Origin of the sequence: Neisseria sp. RH3002v2g (genome assembly GCF_014596425.2) — a bacterium.
Taxonomy (GTDB): Bacteria; Pseudomonadota; Gammaproteobacteria; order Burkholderiales; family Neisseriaceae; genus Neisseria.
The window spans coordinates 103,380-119,021 of the sequence record NZ_CP110721.1 but is presented as its reverse complement, the minus strand read 5'-3'; the positions used below and the strand labels follow the sequence as shown (position 1 = coordinate 119,021).

The 15,642-nt window shown below is 50.0% G+C and carries 15 protein-coding genes; 6 read left to right on the top strand and 9 right to left on the bottom strand.

Annotated features, from left to right (window positions below; all coding sequences use genetic code 11):
* The first annotated feature begins 8 nt into the window (after window positions 1-8).
* The 3 genes from hemN (at window position 9) to BBP27_RS00565 (ending at window position 2,762) form a co-directional block, all read left to right on the top strand.
* Window positions 9-1,430 (top strand): oxygen-independent coproporphyrinogen III oxidase, encoded by a 1,422-nt coding sequence (hemN, locus tag BBP27_RS00575; protein WP_188211857.1) that lies wholly within the window; start codon window positions 9-11, stop codon window positions 1,428-1,430.
* 66 nt (window positions 1,431-1,496) lie between these two features.
* Window positions 1,497-1,742 carry a DUF1289 domain-containing protein gene (locus tag BBP27_RS00570; protein WP_188211858.1) on the top strand — a complete coding sequence of 82 codons (246 nt, stop codon included), beginning with the start codon at window positions 1,497-1,499 and terminating at the stop codon, window positions 1,740-1,742.
* 33 nt (window positions 1,743-1,775) lie between these two features.
* On the top strand, window positions 1,776-2,762 hold the full coding sequence (locus BBP27_RS00565) for a TraB/GumN family protein (RefSeq protein WP_188211859.1): 987 nt from the start codon (window positions 1,776-1,778) through the stop codon (window positions 2,760-2,762).
* 98 nt (window positions 2,763-2,860) lie between these two features.
* Here BBP27_RS00565 and argF read toward each other — a convergent pair whose 3' ends face one another.
* From argF to BBP27_RS00525, 8 genes are all read right to left on the bottom strand, one after another.
* Entirely contained in the window at window positions 2,861-3,856 is a 996-nt protein-coding gene (argF, locus tag BBP27_RS00560; protein WP_188211927.1) for an ornithine carbamoyltransferase, read from the bottom strand.
* Between the two features lie 142 nt (window positions 3,857-3,998).
* On the bottom strand, window positions 3,999-4,754 hold the full coding sequence (locus tag BBP27_RS00555) for a methylated-DNA--[protein]-cysteine S-methyltransferase (RefSeq protein ID WP_188211860.1): 756 nt from the start codon (window positions 4,752-4,754) through the stop codon (window positions 3,999-4,001).
* A gap of 6 nt (window positions 4,755-4,760) precedes the next feature.
* Window positions 4,761-5,108: a VOC family protein gene (locus BBP27_RS00550; protein ID WP_070822023.1), complete on the bottom strand. Its 348-nt coding sequence runs from the start codon at window positions 5,106-5,108 to the stop codon at window positions 4,761-4,763.
* Between the two features lie 95 nt (window positions 5,109-5,203).
* A complete protein-coding gene (gene dapE, locus BBP27_RS00545; protein WP_188211861.1) occupies window positions 5,204-6,337 on the bottom strand; it encodes a succinyl-diaminopimelate desuccinylase in 1,134 nt (377 codons plus the stop codon).
* A 111-nt stretch (window positions 6,338-6,448) separates the two neighbouring features.
* Complete coding sequence (locus tag BBP27_RS00540) at window positions 6,449-7,069, bottom strand: glucose-6-phosphate 1-dehydrogenase family protein (RefSeq protein ID WP_188211862.1); 621 nt, start codon at window positions 7,067-7,069, stop codon at window positions 6,449-6,451.
* A gap of 33 nt (window positions 7,070-7,102) precedes the next feature.
* Window positions 7,103-7,612, bottom strand: coding sequence for a hemerythrin domain-containing protein (locus BBP27_RS00535; RefSeq protein ID WP_188211863.1), 510 nt, complete (start codon window positions 7,610-7,612; stop codon window positions 7,103-7,105).
* Window positions 7,613-7,704: 92 nt separating this feature from the next.
* A complete protein-coding gene (azu, locus tag BBP27_RS00530; protein ID WP_003748712.1) occupies window positions 7,705-8,283 on the bottom strand; it encodes an azurin in 579 nt (192 codons plus the stop codon).
* 291 nt (window positions 8,284-8,574) lie between these two features.
* Complete coding sequence (locus BBP27_RS00525; protein WP_188211864.1) at window positions 8,575-8,997, bottom strand: DciA family protein; 423 nt, start codon at window positions 8,995-8,997, stop codon at window positions 8,575-8,577.
* A gap of 155 nt (window positions 8,998-9,152) precedes the next feature.
* On the opposite strand from BBP27_RS00525, the gene secA reads away from it, so the two are divergent.
* The 3 genes from secA (at window position 9,153) to BBP27_RS00510 (ending at window position 13,693) form a co-directional block, all read left to right on the top strand.
* The gene (secA, locus tag BBP27_RS00520) at window positions 9,153-11,906 is read left to right on the top strand and encodes a preprotein translocase subunit SecA (RefSeq protein WP_188211865.1); all 2,754 of its coding nucleotides are present in this window, start codon (window positions 9,153-9,155) and stop codon (window positions 11,904-11,906) included.
* Window positions 11,907-12,034: 128 nt separating this feature from the next.
* Window positions 12,035-13,135 (top strand): chorismate synthase, encoded by a 1,101-nt coding sequence (aroC, locus tag BBP27_RS00515; protein WP_188211866.1) that lies wholly within the window; start codon window positions 12,035-12,037, stop codon window positions 13,133-13,135.
* A gap of 117 nt (window positions 13,136-13,252) precedes the next feature.
* Complete coding sequence (locus BBP27_RS00510; protein ID WP_188211867.1) at window positions 13,253-13,693, top strand: ProQ/FINO family protein; 441 nt, start codon at window positions 13,253-13,255, stop codon at window positions 13,691-13,693.
* Window positions 13,694-14,037: 344 nt separating this feature from the next.
* Here BBP27_RS00510 and BBP27_RS00505 read toward each other — a convergent pair whose 3' ends face one another.
* Window positions 14,038-15,612 carry an inorganic phosphate transporter gene (locus tag BBP27_RS00505; protein WP_003748724.1) on the bottom strand — a complete coding sequence of 525 codons (1,575 nt, stop codon included), beginning with the start codon at window positions 15,610-15,612 and terminating at the stop codon, window positions 14,038-14,040.
* Between the last annotated feature and the right edge of the window lie 30 nt (window positions 15,613-15,642).

Genomic DNA, 15,642 nt, shown 5'->3' with positions numbered 1-15,642 from the left:
CCCCGACCATGAAAATCATCCCCATCTCAAATAACACCAACGCAAACAATGAATTACCGGAATTCGACCGCGAATTGATTGCCAGTTTGCCATCAAGCGGCCCACGTTATACATCCTATCCGACCGCCGACCGCTTCCATGAAGGCTTTAAAGAAGCCGAATATATCCAAGCTTTAAACCTGCGCAACATGGGCGCACTCAACAAACCCCTTTCACTCTACATCCACATTCCCTTCTGCAATACCATCTGCTACTACTGCGGCTGCAACAAAATCATTACCAAAGACAAAAGCCGTGCCGATGCCTATATCCAATATCTGGAAAAAGAAATGGAATTGCTGGCACCGCATTTGGGCGGAAGACACCAGCTCGCGCAACTCCACTTCGGCGGCGGCACGCCGACCTTCCTGAGCGACGACCAACTCGAACGCGTCTTCGAAATGATCCGCAAATACTTCCAGCTCATCCCCAACGGCGAATACTCCATCGAAATCGACCCGCGCAAAGTCAGCCGCGAAACCGTCCTCAAACTGGGCAAACTCGGTTTCAACCGCATGAGCGTCGGCATTCAAGACTTCGATCCTAAAGTGCAGGCAGCCGTCAACCGTATCCAAAGTTACGAAGAAACCAAAGAAGTCATCGATGCCGCCCGCGAAGCCGGGTTTAAATCAGTCAGCGTCGATTTGATTTACGGCCTGCCGCACCAAAATACCGAAAGCATCAAGACCACCATCGACACGGTCTTGTCCCTCGACCCCGACCGCCTCGCCCTCTACCACTACGCCCACCTGCCGCATATCTTCAAACCGCAACGCCGTATCGACACCAATGTCGTTCCCGGCAGCGAAGAAAAACTCGATATGCTGCAATATTGCGTCCAAACCCTGACTGAGCGCGGCTACGTCTTCATCGGGATGGACCACTTTGCCAAACCTGACGACGAGCTCTCCATCGCCCTCAAAGAAGGTTTCCTGCAACGAAATTTCCAAGGTTATTCCACCTATGCCGACTGCGACTTGGTGGCGATCGGCGTGTCCTCTATCGGCAAAATCGGCAGCACCTACTCCCAAAACGAGCGCGATATCGATGCCTATTACGCCGCACTCGACGCCGGACACCTGCCCATCATGCGCGGCTACCAGCTCAATCAAGACGACATTTTGCGCCGCAACATCATTCAGGATTTGATGTGCCGCTTCTCGCTCGATTATCGGATTTACGAAAGCGTGTTCGGCATTCCGTTTAACCGTTATTTTGCGGTCGAACTGGAAGACATGAAGCAACTGGAAACCCTCGGCCTGGTCCGCCTCAAACCGCACGGCCTGACCGTTACGCCGAAGGGACGTTTCCTGATCCGCAACATCGCCATGGTGTTCGACTATCATCTGCGCCATAAAGAAACCAAAGCCAAATATTCACAAACCGTATAAACACTTAGGCCGTCTGAAAGTATGTGTTATATTTCAGACGGCCTTTTTCACATCAAAAACAACACAATGGATCAACCCGATTTCTTCCCCATTCCCAGCCCCTGCATCGGCGTTTGCGAAGCCAATGCCAAAGGCTATTGCAAAGGCTGCCTGCGCAGCCGAGAAGAGCGCTTGTATTGGCACCAGATGACCGACAGCCAAAAACATCAAGTCATGCACCTCCTAGCCCTCAGGAAAACCAAAATCCGCAACCGCAAAACAGAAAAGCCCGACACGGGCGAACAACCGCTTCAAAACCTGCTCGATTTCTAAACCGCCCTTACCGCACACACCAAAAGGAAAAACATGAAAAGACTGCTCGCCTGCCTGCTTGTACCATTGACCGCCCTCGCCCTGGGCGCCTGCAAACCCGCCGCAACCTCATCCGACAGCAAACCCGCCGAACTTAACTGGCAGCAGCCCAAACTCACCAGCAATGTTTGGAAAATCAGCAAAGAAGGTCAACCCGATTCCTATCTGCTCGGCACCATCCACATGGGGCAAACCAATCAGACCTTGTCTTCCGATGCCCTCAAACTGTTGCAATCCACCGACCAACTGACCACAGAAGTTGACGCATTGCCGGACAGCAGTCCGGAAACAAAAAAAATGTATCAAAAATACTTCAAAGAAGTCATGAGTACCGAACCGCTCAGCCGCAAGCTTGGAAAAGCAGATTTCCGTCTTTTACAAGAAATCTATTCACAAAATGAAGAAAGCCGACCCATCGCCAAAATTGCCGACAAACTCCACCCGTGGGCAGCATTGGTTTTTGCCGGCAGCGCATTTCCCCAAGGATATAGCTCAGAAACCGGTGCAGATATGTTGCTGACCAACGCAGCAGTCAATATCAACAAACCGCGTGGTTCATTAGAAAGCTTGGACGAAGTTTCCGCAATCTTCAAAGCACAGCCAGAAGAAACCATGATCAACTTTCTGAAAGCCAGCATTAAAACCAATAAAGAAGAAACCGAAGATGTCAAAAAACTCCATCAAGCCTATTCAGACGGCCGCTTTGAAGAACTCATTCCACTTTTGGAAGAAACCGAACAACGCACCCTCAAACGTGTTGATACCAAGTACGCCAAAGCCATGTCCGATTGGCTGAAAAACGATCTCCTGATCCGCCGCAACCAGGCATGGCTGCCTAAAATCCGCAAGCAATCCGCCAAACAAAGCACCCTCTTTGCCGTCGGCATTGCCCATTTACCCAGCGAAAAAGGATTAATCGAACTATTGCGTCAAGAAGGCTATCAAGTGACGCCCGAACCCAAAGTCCTGATTTGGCAATAAACCCCAATCCAATTACAAGGCCGTCTGAAAGTCTTTCTTTCAGACGGCCTTTATTTAATCTCTATTAAATGAAGCGGTAAGCAATGTTGAGCGCAAAATCAATCGCCCAATGCCGCTACCATCACCGCTTTAATCGTGTGCATCCGGTTTTCTGCCTGATCAAACACGATACTGGCCTCGCTTTCAAAGACTTCTTCCGTTACTTCCACACCATTCAGGCCGAATGTCTCATAAATCCATTCGCCGACTTTGGTTTCGCGATTATGGAAAGCAGGCAGGCAATGCATAAACTTGACTTGCGGATTTTCCGCCGCCGCCATCAATTCGGGCGTAACGCGGTAATCTTTCAGCAAATCGATACGTTCCTGCCACGCCTCTTTAGGCTCGCCCATGCTGACCCACACATCGGTATGGATAAAATCCACGCCTTTCACGGCTTCTTTCACATTCTCCGTCAACAGAATCCGTCCGCCGGTCTCTTTGGCAACAGCCTGCACCGTCTCGATAATGTTTTCAGACGGCCATAAACTTTTCGGCGCACCGATACGCACGTCCATGCCCAGTTTCGCAGCCAACACCAGCAACGAATTGGCCATGTTGTAACGCGCATCACCGACATAGGCAAACGCAACTTGTTTCAAAGGCTTGCCGCTATGCTCGCGCATCGTCAGCGCATCGGCGAGCATTTGAGTCGGGTGAAACTCGTTGGTCAGACCGTTGAACACAGGCACGCCTGCATACTTGGCCAGCTCTTCCACCACATCCTGCCCAAAGCCGCGATATTCGATGCCGTCAAACATCCGCCCCAAAACACGCGCCGTATCCTTAATGCTTTCCTTATGCCCGATTTGGCTGGCGGACGGCTCCAGATAAGTTACCCCTGCCCCTTGGTCGCGCGCGGCCACTTCAAACGCGCAACGGGTGCGGGTCGATGTTTTCTCAAAAATCAGGGCAATGTTTTTTCCCTTCATCCGTTGCACCTCGTTTCCTGCTTTTTTAGCGGCTTTCAATTCAGCGGCAAGGTCGAGGTAGGCGGTGATTTCTTCGGGCGTGAAATCCAGAAGTTTCAAGAAATGGCGGTTTTTCAGGCTCATGTCGTATTTCTCTTTTCTAGCGTGGGCGTTGCCCAACATTTTTCTCCGTGCAGATTTTGTCGGACTTCCCCGACCTTCTGCTACTCAATTTTTCAGAATGCGAAGCCTGCCCGTAGCGCGGCCTCTTATCCTCTATCAAAACTCAAAACAAGGCCGTCTGAACTTCGCCTCGCTCCAAGGCAAGCAACGATTGTTTGCGGTTCAAACCGCCTGCGTAGCCGGTCAGCTTGCCGTCGCTGCCGATAACGCGGTGGCAGGGAATCAGGATGGACACCTTGTTCTGCCCGTTGGCAGCGGCAACGGCGCGGACGGCTTTAGGATTACCCAACTGCTGCGCCTGCTCCTTGTAGCTGCGCGTTTCGCCGTAAGGAATGGTCAGCAGCGCATTCCATACCTGCTGCTGAAAGGCCGTGCCTATCATTTCCAAAGGCGTCGCAAAAACTTTCAGACGGCCTTGGAAGTATAAATCCAATTCTTGGCGCAAAAGTTGCGTTTGCTCATTTTCTTGGAAAATAAACTGTCCGTGCAAAGCTTTTTGGACAGCCGTGATTTCCTGCTCTAGCTGTTTCTGCCCGACAAATTCCAGCAGACACAAACCCTTACTGCCGAATACCGCCAACATCTCGCCCAAAGGCGTGGCAACCGCGGCCGCAGTCAGTTCGTTCGGACTATCAGGATAACGCGTTTCCAACAGTCGGATAGCTCGGCGGATACGGACATATTCTTCAGGCGCACAACCGATACAGTCAATAAAATCCTGCTTAAACTGCTTGGCTTCGTGTTCGGTAAGACGCTCGTGCAACAAGGTTTCGAGGTCTGTGGAAAAATCGGTTTCCAGCCGCTCGCGGATTTCATTCCACTTTGATGGAAGTCTGTTTAAAGAAGGCAGAGTAATCATCTACATTTACTCCCGATAATCAACAAACCCCAAACGATTACCCGACGGATCAAAAAATTCCACAGCCCATCCGGTACGAATACGGAAAGGTTCACTTAGAAAACGGATATTTCTACCCTGTAACGCCGCATACTTCGCCTGCACATCATCCACTTCAATCCACACAGCAGGTGTCATATTGGGAAATTTATTCCGCTCTTTGAGAATGATGGCAGCTTCTTCTTCGCCCACCCGAAAAGCAACCATGCCACTTTCGGAAAAGTCGAATTTAACGGGCAAATCCAGTACATCTTGGTAAAAACGGCAACTGGTAACCAGATCATCTGCGGGAAAGAAAAAATTATCGTACTTCAATTTTTCTCCTTATCAACTAATTGTTATCACAGTATTACCTAAGAAAAATATACACCATTTTATCAGGCTAATATCCTACTTTTCAGACGGCCTTTTCACTTCAACAAACGTTTCAACATACCTTCATACACCGCCGACAACTTCGGAATATCGTCCAGCCGCACGTTTTCATTGATTTGGTGGATGGTCGCGTTGGACGGGCCTAATTCGATGAGTTCTTTGGCAATGGCCTTGATGAAGCGTCCGTCCGAAGTGCCGCCGGTAGTGGACAATTCGGCCTCAACGCCACAAATCTCGGCAATGGCTTCGCGTGCCACGTCGGTCAGTTTGCCCGCGTGGGTTAGGAAAGGTTGGCCTGAACAAGACCACTGCAAATCGTATTGCACACCGTGTTTGTCCAAAATGGCGTGGACGCGTTGTTTCAGCCCTTCTTCGGTGGACTCGGTAGAAAAGCGGAAATTGAATTTGACGTTCAGCTCTCCCGGAATCACATTGGTCGCGCCTGTGCCGCCGTTGATATTGGAAATTTGGAAACTGGTCGGCGGGAAGTATTCGTTGCCCTCGTCCCAGACTTCCTGCGTCAACTCCAGCAAGGCCGGGGCAAAAGTATGCACGGGATTGATGGCCAAATGCGGATAGGCAATATGGCCTTGCTTACCTTTGACGGTCAGGTTGCCCGACAACGAGCCACGCCGTCCGTTTTTCAACATATCGCCTAATTTATCCACAGCAGTCGGTTCGCCGACGATACAGTAATCAATCAACTCGCCGCGCGCTTTCAACACATCGACGACTTTGGTCGTGCCGTCCAGCGCATCGCCCTCTTCGTCCGAAGTAATCAGGAGCGCAATGCTGCCTTGATGATCGGGATGTTCGGCAACGAAACGCTCGCAGGCGGTAACGAAACAGGCAATGCTGGTTTTCATGTCCGCCGCACCGCGGCCATACAGACGGCCTTCACGCTCGGTCGGTTCAAACGGTGGCGAATCCCATTTTTCAACAGGGCCTGTCGGCACAACGTCGGTGTGCCCGGCAAAGCAGAACACCGGAGCCTGTGTACCGCGGCGCAACCAAACATTTTTGGTATCGCCAAAATGAAGCTCTTCTACGGCAAAACCGATTTTTTGCAGGCGTTCGGCCAGCAGTTGTTGGCAATTTTGGTCATCCGGCGTAACGGATGGGCGGGAAATCAACGCTTTGGCGAGTTCTAGGGATTGGGTTTCGGTCATTGTGTTTACTTTGAAAAACAGGCCGTCTGAAACGTTCTGAATATGATTTTCAGACGGCCTTGAGTTTATTTGAAGATACTGAATAGGCAGTCTGCCTTTCGGTATTCTGAGTTATTTTCCATGGCAAGCTTCATAAAGCGGCAGTAAGTCTTCCACTGTTTCCACTATCCATTTCGCGACATCCTGCTTGCCCAAATCATCGCGTTCGATGTGTTTGCCGATACAGAAGAAATCTTTGTCGTCTCGAAGCTTTCTATCGCCGTCGCTTTGTTGGGCGACGGTGCGGTAGTCGTCATATTCGCTTTCCGCACCGTGCCACATATCGAAGGAAGCGTATTTTTCGGTATCAAAATTATCCAGCCAGCGGTTGTAATCAGGCAGCGCAATGGGGGAAATATCGGCTTTATAGCAGTGCCAATCCAAGCTGACGCTCAAACGGCGGCGGTTGAGCAAAATCGATAAAATTGCTGCGGAATTTTTATATTGTTCGTATTTGAAATAGGCAAAGAAATGGGCGCGGACCTGCCAGCCGTTACACCAGCGTTCAATATGCGGCGGCGCAAACGGCGCACCCAATTCGGCGGCAACCTGCTGGATCAGCTGCTGCCATACCTGCCAGTTTTCTTTATAGTCCGCCTTGATTTGCGGAATACTTTCAGGCTGGTATTTTTTAAGCTGGGAAAATTGGAAAAAGGGAATATTGAACAAATCGCAACTTTTTGGGGTCAGCATAATATATCCTTGAGACGATTGTTTCAGACGGCCTTATTTGCGGCGGCGTGCAGCCATAATTTCGCCGATTTCGGTCAGTTTTTCTTTGGGGATAAAGGTTTTGCCCATATCAAACAGCGGCTCTTCAATCGCCAGATGGACATCATATCCTGCGACAAAGCGTTTGAACGCTTCCGCATCAGGGACATAGGCGTTGTCTGCTTCGAGTTTGGCGAATTCGGCGGATACTGCCGCCCAGTTGTTGTGCAGGCTGATATGTTGGCGCAACAGCTCGTCAACGCTTTCTTGAGCTTGCGGCGCATATTGCAATAGAAGCGGGAAGAAATTTTCTTCTTCGTCTTCATGGTGCAACGGCGCGGCAACATTAAAATATTGGGCAATCTGGCGGATGGTTTGCAAAACGATTTGATTGCAGCCGTTTTCGGCAATATAGTCCGACAACATGGCAACCTGGCTGCAGAAACGGCGCACTTTGCCATGACAGGCGTACAGCATTTCAATGGGTTCGGCAAAAGTAACGCTTTTGGTTTCAAACGGATTCATGGTTTTGAGGTTTTATTCTTAAATTAATGTTTCCAGATTATAACAAAACAGCCTGCGCAAGGCAGGCTGTCTGTTTTTAAGCTTAAAGCGGATTAGTCAACCAAAGTAACTTTACCGTTCATCAAAGCACCGTGACCTGGGAAGGTACAAGCGAATTTGTATTCGCCGCCGGCCAATTTAGCAGGATCCAGAGTCAGGGAAGCTTCTTCGCCGCCGCCAACCAGTTTGGTGTGGGCAACAACGCGTGCGTCGTCAGGTTTAACGTAGTCAGTTGCAGCAGCACCGGCACCGTCTTTGAAAATACCGTCCATGTCTTCGGCTTTACCGATGACGATGTTGTGACCCATGCTTTCTTTCGGTTGGGTACCGGTGTGTTTCAAAGTAATGGTGAATTCTTTACAAGCTTTGCTTACTTGGATTTCTTTAGTGTTGAACTGCATAGCGTCGTTGGCTTCAACAGTAGTTGCGCAGTTGCCGGCAGCAGGAGCGGCGGCAGCATCGGCCGGAGCAGCTTCAGATGCAGGAGCGGCATCGGCAGGTGCAGTAGTTTCTGCAGGAGCAGCTTCAGAAGCAGCGGAAGCAGCAGGTGCTTCAGCAGGTTTTGCAGCTTCTTGAGAGCATGCAGCCAAGCCGATAACGGCAGCGGAAATCAGAGCCAGATAAGCTTTCATTGATGTATCTCCTAATGATGAGAGTCTTGTTAAGTTCTATTAATAGAACCCGCGCGAATATATTAACAAAGGCAAATACCAAACTTAAACTTATTCACGCAGAGCGATAAGAAATTCAGGCGTTATTTTGCTACAAACTTCACACGAAATCAAAGTTTCAGGCCAAGTTTACATCAGTTTACCTAAAAGAAAACAGTTACTGTTTAGGTCGTATTTCTTTAGTATTAGATGCTATCAGTCAAATGAAATAAGTTTTAACATTTATTAACTGTAATCTCATTCGGCATGATTTTAGCGGCTGTGTTTGCGTACCAATTCTGCCAATGCCGCTGCCAATTCGGGATGCTTGCCTTCCAATTTGGCCGCAGCCGCATCGAAGCTGTCCAAAGCGGCCTCGCTCAATTGCAAGCTGTTGGTTTTCGGTTGAGGCGGAGGCTTGGGGACCACCCTGACCGCCACTTCCCGTATTCCGTCATGCAATGCTTGCAACTTGGGCAACATGGCGGGCAGAATCATTTTCAAACGCGAAGCAGCCATATTGTTGGCGGCCAGCAAAACCAGTCTTCCGTCTTCGATACAGGCCGTCTGAAAATGCGGATGCAGGTTGACCGGCAAAACCGTTTTGATTTTTGCATCCAATTTCCGCCATTGTTGCGATTGTTGCAACAAGCCCGCCAATAAGCGGTCGCGCTTGCCCAATTGTGCTAAATCCATATATTTCAGACGGCCTTTCAGTAAATTAACCAAACAATTACAATTGAAATACAGCAAAACCGCCTTTATTTCAAACAGCATTACCGCGTTATACAAGCGCTTGTGTTAAAATCCCAATTTCGCCCACCTATTATATCAAGGCGCAGGAATTATTCATGCTGACAAACATTGCTAAGAAAATCTTCGGCAGCCGCAACGACCGCCTGCTGAAACAATATCGTAAATCCGTTGCTAAAATCAATGCACTCGAAGAACAGATGAAAGCGTTGAGCGACGCAGATTTACAGGCCAAAACCGCCGAATTCAAACAACGCCTCGCTGACGGACAAACGCTAGATGATATTTTGGTTGAAGCCTTTGCCGTCTGCCGCGAGGCATCCCGCCGCGTATTGGGCATGCGCCACTTCGATGTACAGCTGATCGGCGGTATGGTCCTGCACCATGGCAAAATTGCCGAAATGCGTACCGGTGAAGGTAAAACTCTGGTGGCTACCCTTGCCGTTTACCTGAATGCATTGTCAGGAAAAGGTGTACACGTCGTTACCGTCAACGACTACCTCGCCTCTCGTGACGCGGGCATTATGGAGCCGTTGTACAATTTCTTAGGATTGAGCGTCGGCGTGATCGTAGCCGATTTGCAACCTTTCGAACGCCAAACCGCTTACGGTGCCGACATTACTTACGGTACAAACAACGAATTCGGCTTCGACTACCTGCGCGACAATATGGTGACCGACCAATACGACAAAGTTCAGCGCGAATTGAACTTTGCCGTTGTCGACGAAGTGGACTCCATTTTGATCGACGAAGCGCGTACGCCGCTGATTATTTCCGGCCAGGCAGATGACAACATCCAGCTCTACCGCGTGATGGATGCCGTTCCGGCCCACCTTATCCGCCAAGAAACCGAAGAAGGCGAAGGCGATTACTGGGTGGACGAAAAAGCACACCAAGTTATTCTGAGCGAAGCCGGTCACGAACACGCCGAGCAAATCCTGACCCAAATGGGCTTATTGCAGGAAAACGACTCGCTCTACTCTGCCGCCAATATTTCCCTGATGCACCACCTCATGGCGGCATTGCGTGCGCACACTCTGTTCCACAAAGACCAACACTACGTCATTCAAGACGGCGAAATCGTGATTGTGGACGAGTTCACAGGCCGTCTGATGGCCGGCCGCCGTTGGTCCGAAGGCTTGCACCAAGCCGTTGAAGCCAAAGAAGGCGTAGAAATCAAACGCGAAAACCAAACGCTTGCCTCCATTACCTTCCAAAACTACTTCCGCCTGTACAGCAAACTGTCCGGCATGACCGGTACGGCCGACACCGAAGCCTTCGAGTTCCAAAGCATTTACAACCTCGAAACCGTCATCATCCCGACCAACCGTCCCGTACAACGCAAAGACTTCAACGACCAAATCTTCCGCTCAGCCGAAGAAAAATTTGAAGCCGTTGTCAAAGACATCACCGAATGCCACAAAAACGGCCAACCGGTTTTGGTCGGTACCACCAGCATCGAAAACTCCGAACTGGTTTCCCGTTTGTTACACGAAGCCGGTCTGCCGCACAACGTCCTCAACGCCAAAGAACACGAGCGCGAGGCATTGATTGTGGCCCAAGCCGGTAAAGTCGGCGCAATTACCGTTGCCACCAACATGGCCGGCCGCGGTACCGATATTGTCTTGGGCGGCAACCTCAAACATCAAATCGAAGCCATCCACGCCGATGAAACCCTGAGCGAACAGCAAAAACAAGCGCAAATTTCCGCCCTTGAAAGCGGCTGGCAAACCGAACACGACCAAGTTGTGGCCGCAGGCGGTTTGCACATTATCGGTACGGAACGCCACGAAAGCCGCCGTATCGACAACCAATTGCGCGGTCGTGCAGGCCGTCAGGGCGATCCCGGCTCCAGCCGTTTTTACCTGTCGTTTGAAGACCCATTGCTGCGCCTCTTCGCACTCGACCGTGCCGCCGCCATCCTCAACCGTCTGGCACCCGAACGCGGCGTTGCCATCGAACACGGCCTGCTGACCCGTCAAATCGAAGGTGCGCAACGTAAAGTCGAAGGCCGCAACTTCGATATGCGTAAACAGGTTTTGGAATACGATGACGTTGCCAACGACCAACGTAAAGTGATTTACCATCAACGCAACGAAATCCTGACGACTAAAGACGTCAGCGATTTGACCCGCGAAATCCGCGCCGACGTTATCAGCGACTTGGTTGATTACCACATTCCGCCTGACAGCATGGAAGAGCAATGGGACATTCCGGCACTTGAGCACCAACTTGCCGCCGATTTCCGCCTGCATGTCGATATTAAAGGCTGGTTGAAAGAAGACAGCACTTTGGACAACCAAGACATTAAAGAGCGTCTCATCAAACGCATCGAAGACGAATATGCCGAGAAAGTCGAATTGGTCGGCAAACAAGCCATGTCGGATTTCGAACGCAACGTTATGCTGCAAGTTATCGACAACCAATGGCGCGAACACCTCGCCGCCATGGACTACCTGCGCCAAGGCATCCATCTGCGCAGCTATGCTCAGAAGAATCCGAAACAAGAATACAAACGTGAAGCTTTCATCATGTTTGAAAACCTGTGGCGCAGCATCAAACAAAACATTGCCGCTTTGCTGACTGCCGTTCAAATCGAGCGCAACAGCGAATACGACCACACCGCCGCACAAAGCGTCAGCGATGTTCAAACCGTCCACTCCGACGCGCCCGATATGGAAGAATTGCTCGGCCAATCGCAAACCGATTTGGTAACCGAAGCATTCGATCCTGACGGTACCGACTTCAGCCCTGAAGCGCTTGCACAAAACGGCCTGATTGTTCACCGCAACGATCCTTGCCCTTGCGGCAGCGGCCTGAAATACAAACAGTGCCACGGTAAATTGAACTAAGCAGTCAATTCAAAAGGCCGTCTGAACAGTGAAACGAGAATCTTTGATTTCGTTCTCACATCTGTTCAGACGGCCTGAGAATTATCCAAACAAAAAATTTCCAAACCCAATTTCAAAAGAGTATCCCTATGGCAGGCAATACTTTCGGACAAATCTTTACCGTTACCACTTTCGGCGAAAGCCACGGCGCAGGCTTGGGCTGCATCATCGACGGCTGTCCGCCCGGATTAGAATTGAGCGAAGCGGATATCCAATTTGACCTTGACCGCCGCAAACCCGGCACCAGCCGCCACGTTACCCAACGCCGCGAAGCCGACCAAGTCGAAATCCTCTCCGGCGTATTCGAAGGCAAAACCACCGGCACCCCCATCGCCCTCCTGATCCGTAATACCGACCAACGCAGCAAAGACTATGGCAATATCGCCACCAGCTTCCGTCCCGGACATGCCGATTACACCTACTGGCACAAATACGGCACACGCGACTACCGCGGCGGCGGTAGAAGTTCCGCCCGCGAAACCGCCGCACGTGTTGCCGCCGGAGCAGTCGCTAAAAAATGGCTGAAAGAAAAATTCGGCACGGAAATTACCGCCTACGTTACCCAAGTCGGTGAAAAAGAAATCCAGTTTGAAGGTTACGAATATATTTCCCAAAATCCTTTTTTTGTCGCAAACCAAAGTCAAATTGAGGACTTGGAAAACTATATGGACAGTGTGCGCAAAGCATTGGACTCTGTCGGCGCAAAACTGCATATCGAAGCGGCTAACGTCCCCGTCGGCTTGGGCGAACCGGTTTTTGACCGCCTCGATGCAGAAATTGCCTATGCCATGATGGGCATCAATGCCGTCAAAGGCGTAGAAATCGGCGCAGGTTTTGATAGCGTAACGCAACGCGGCAGCGAGCATGGAGACGAACTCACGCCTCAAGGTTTTCTATCCAACCACTCAGGCGGCATCTTGGGCGGCATCAGCACCGGGCAAGACATTCATGTGAATATTGCCATCAAACCGACCAGCTCCATCGCCACACCGCGCCGCAGCATCGATATAGAAGGCAATCCTGTCGAGCTTGCCACACACGGCCGCCACGACCCCTGCGTCGGATTACGCGCCGCTCCGATTGCAGAAGCCATGCTGGCATTGGTATTGATTGACCACGCCTTACGCTATCGTGCGCAAAATGCCGATGTACAGGTCAATACACCGGACATCGCCAAACTGGGAAAATAACCGTTTATTTCTGAATATTCTCAGAAAAATTTAGCCAAATCACAGTCTTTATACTACAATAGCACCTTATTGCCGTATGAAGAAAATACGGATTTAGATTAGAGGAATACAACCGCAATGGCACAAGAAACCGCTTTGGGCGCTGCACTGAAATCTGCCGTCCAAACCATGAGCAAGAAAAAACAAACAGACATGATTGCCGACCACATTTACGGCAAATATGATGTGTTCAAACGATTCAAACCGTTGGCTGTCGGCATCGACCAAGATTTGGTTGCCGCCCTGCCCCAATACGACCCTGCACTGATTGCACGCGTACTGGCCAACCACTGCCGCCGCCCACGCTATCTGAAAGCCTTGGCCCGCGGCGGCAAACGTTTCGACCTGAACAACCGCTTCAAAGGCGAGGTCAGCGCAGAAGAGCAAACCATCGCCCAACAGCATCCTGCCGTTCAACAGGCATTGGCTGCACAAGCCGAACGCCAAGCCGCTAAAGCCGCCGCTGAAGCAGAAGAGGCTCCTACTCAAGCTGAGGAGACCAACAAAGCTGCTGAATAATGTTCAGACGGCCTGTCATAGCTTGTTCTAAATAAAGACCCCGATTCAATGACTTTCTTTAATGTCGTTGAATCGGGTTTTTTATTACTGAGTCTTATCTGATCGTGAACTGATTAAAAATAGTTTTACTTTTTTCTCACTAAGCTAATTCTTGAAACCAAAATCTTGTCTAAGCTATTCCCAACAAGGTATTTCTCTATCACCTTGATTATTCTTGTATCAGTTCAAACATTGAAAAGCATGATTTATGCATCGTTAAAACAAACTAAAATCTATCCCTTATAAAAATAAGCAAAGGCCGTCTGAAATCTATCTTTCAGACGGCCTTTTTCAATCAAGTAATCTTAAAACACGGCCTGCAAAACCAAATAGCTGACAACAGACAAAACGGCAGCGGCAGGCAAGGTAATGACCCAAGCAAGGCCGATCGGTTTCATCAATTTCCAGTTGGCATTGCGGTTAACTAAGCCGATACCCAAAACGGCACCTACCAAGATATGGGTACTGGAAACAGGCAAGCCCATAAATGATGCGGCCATCACAACGGCGGCGGCAGAAAGCTCTGCAGAAAAACCTGACGCAGGGTGCATTTCCGCCAAGCTGGTCCCTACAGTTTTAATCACTTCTTTGCCGACAAACCACAAACCGACGATCAAAGCGATACCGAAAGTTAACATAGCAATCGGCGGCACGGCGTTTTGAGCAGTAATGCTGTTGGTACGCAGCACATCCATAATCGCGGCAAACGGACCAATCGCATTGGCAATATCGTTCGCACCATGGCTGAATGCGAAACCGCAAGCGGTAAACACCTGCATCCATGAGAACATTTGGAAGGTCGATTTATCCAAATCTTTGCGTTTCAAACTTTTGGCGAATACGAATGTACCCATCCAAATAGCCGCGCCGATCATGAAAATGGTCAGGAAGCTGTTGACGTTGCTCATACCCAAATGCAGATTTTTCAGACCTTTGAAAATCAGCATGGCCGCAATCATCATGCCACCGACAGAAGCAATAAACGGCACCCAGGAATGCAGGGCTTTGTAAGAATCCACTTCGCCCTTACGGCTGTCAAAGCGGTATAGGCCGCGATAATACTCAGACTGCAACTCTTCGGGATCAAAGTCCGGCTCATCATAAATTTGGGCATCATGCGCCATTTTGGTGGCGTATTCGACTTTTTCAGATTCACTCAAGGCCTCAAAAAACTGGCGGTGCTCTTCTTTATAGGCTTTCTTCTCCAGTTTGATGCCTTTCAGCGTATTGCCTGCCCAAGAGTTGTAATCCAAAACATTTTTCTTGATTCGTGAAAACAACAGATAGGAAACGATACCGCCCAAAACCGGGGACAAAATCCAAGACAAGGCAATCTCGCCCAATTTATCCCACTGAATCAATGCAACGGAATCTACGCCGTTTAACGTCGCCATACACAATGCACTACCGACAATACCGCCGATAATCGCATGCGTCGTCGAGACAGGAAGGCCTTTGTGCGAGGCAAAAAGCAGCCACAATGCCGCAGCCAAAAGCGCAGACATCATAATAAAGACAAACTGCATCGGATCCAAATGCATCGCATTCAAATCGACAATACCCTTGCGGATGGTATCTGTTACCTCGCCGCCGGCAATCACTGCGCCGCTGACTTCAAATACTGCCGCAATCAGCAAGGCTTGAGGAATGGTTAATGTGCCGGAGCCGACACTTGTACCGAAAGAGTTGGCAATATCGTTACCGCCCACATTAAACGCCATAAAGACGCCAAAAAAGGTGGCAAGGATAAACAGGCCGGAGTGGTTGTAATGGGTATAACCCAGGCCCCAATAAATAAAATAGCCGACCATGCTCACAAGCATAGCGGCGAAAGCCGTATTAATCAGCTTCAAGTTCGCACTCGACTGAGTTTGAGCCATGGAAAGTTTCCTTTTGGAAAACATGTTGAG

Bases quoted from the DNA above. Each gene is read 5' to 3' on its own strand.
- azu (WP_003748712.1), bottom strand. From the start codon at position 8,283: ATGAAAGCTTATCTGGCTCTGATTTCCGCTGCCGTTATCGGCTTGGCT.
- BBP27_RS00555 (WP_188211860.1), bottom strand. From the start codon at position 4,754: ATGATTACTCTGCCTTCTTTAAACAGACTTCCATCAAAGTGGAATGAA.
- dapE (WP_188211861.1), bottom strand. From the start codon at position 6,337: ATGACCGAAACCCAATCCCTAGAACTCGCCAAAGCGTTGATTTCCCGC.
- hemN (WP_188211857.1), top strand. From the start codon at position 9: ATGAAAATCATCCCCATCTCAAATAACACCAACGCAAACAATGAATTA.
- BBP27_RS00535 (WP_188211863.1), bottom strand. From the start codon at position 7,612: ATGAATCCGTTTGAAACCAAAAGCGTTACTTTTGCCGAACCCATTGAA.
- BBP27_RS00540 (WP_188211862.1), bottom strand. From the start codon at position 7,069: ATGCTGACCCCAAAAAGTTGCGATTTGTTCAATATTCCCTTTTTCCAA.
- BBP27_RS00525 (WP_188211864.1), bottom strand. From the start codon at position 8,997: ATGGATTTAGCACAATTGGGCAAGCGCGACCGCTTATTGGCGGGCTTG.
- aroC (WP_188211866.1), top strand. From the start codon at position 12,035: ATGGCAGGCAATACTTTCGGACAAATCTTTACCGTTACCACTTTCGGC.
- BBP27_RS00510 (WP_188211867.1), top strand. From the start codon at position 13,253: ATGGCACAAGAAACCGCTTTGGGCGCTGCACTGAAATCTGCCGTCCAA.
- BBP27_RS00505 (WP_003748724.1), bottom strand. From the start codon at position 15,612: ATGGCTCAAACTCAGTCGAGTGCGAACTTGAAGCTGATTAATACGGCT.
- argF (WP_188211927.1), bottom strand. From the start codon at position 3,856: ATGAGCCTGAAAAACCGCCATTTCTTGAAACTTCTGGATTTCACGCCC.
- BBP27_RS00565 (WP_188211859.1), top strand. From the start codon at position 1,776: ATGAAAAGACTGCTCGCCTGCCTGCTTGTACCATTGACCGCCCTCGCC.
- secA (WP_188211865.1), top strand. From the start codon at position 9,153: ATGCTGACAAACATTGCTAAGAAAATCTTCGGCAGCCGCAACGACCGC.
- BBP27_RS00570 (WP_188211858.1), top strand. From the start codon at position 1,497: ATGGATCAACCCGATTTCTTCCCCATTCCCAGCCCCTGCATCGGCGTT.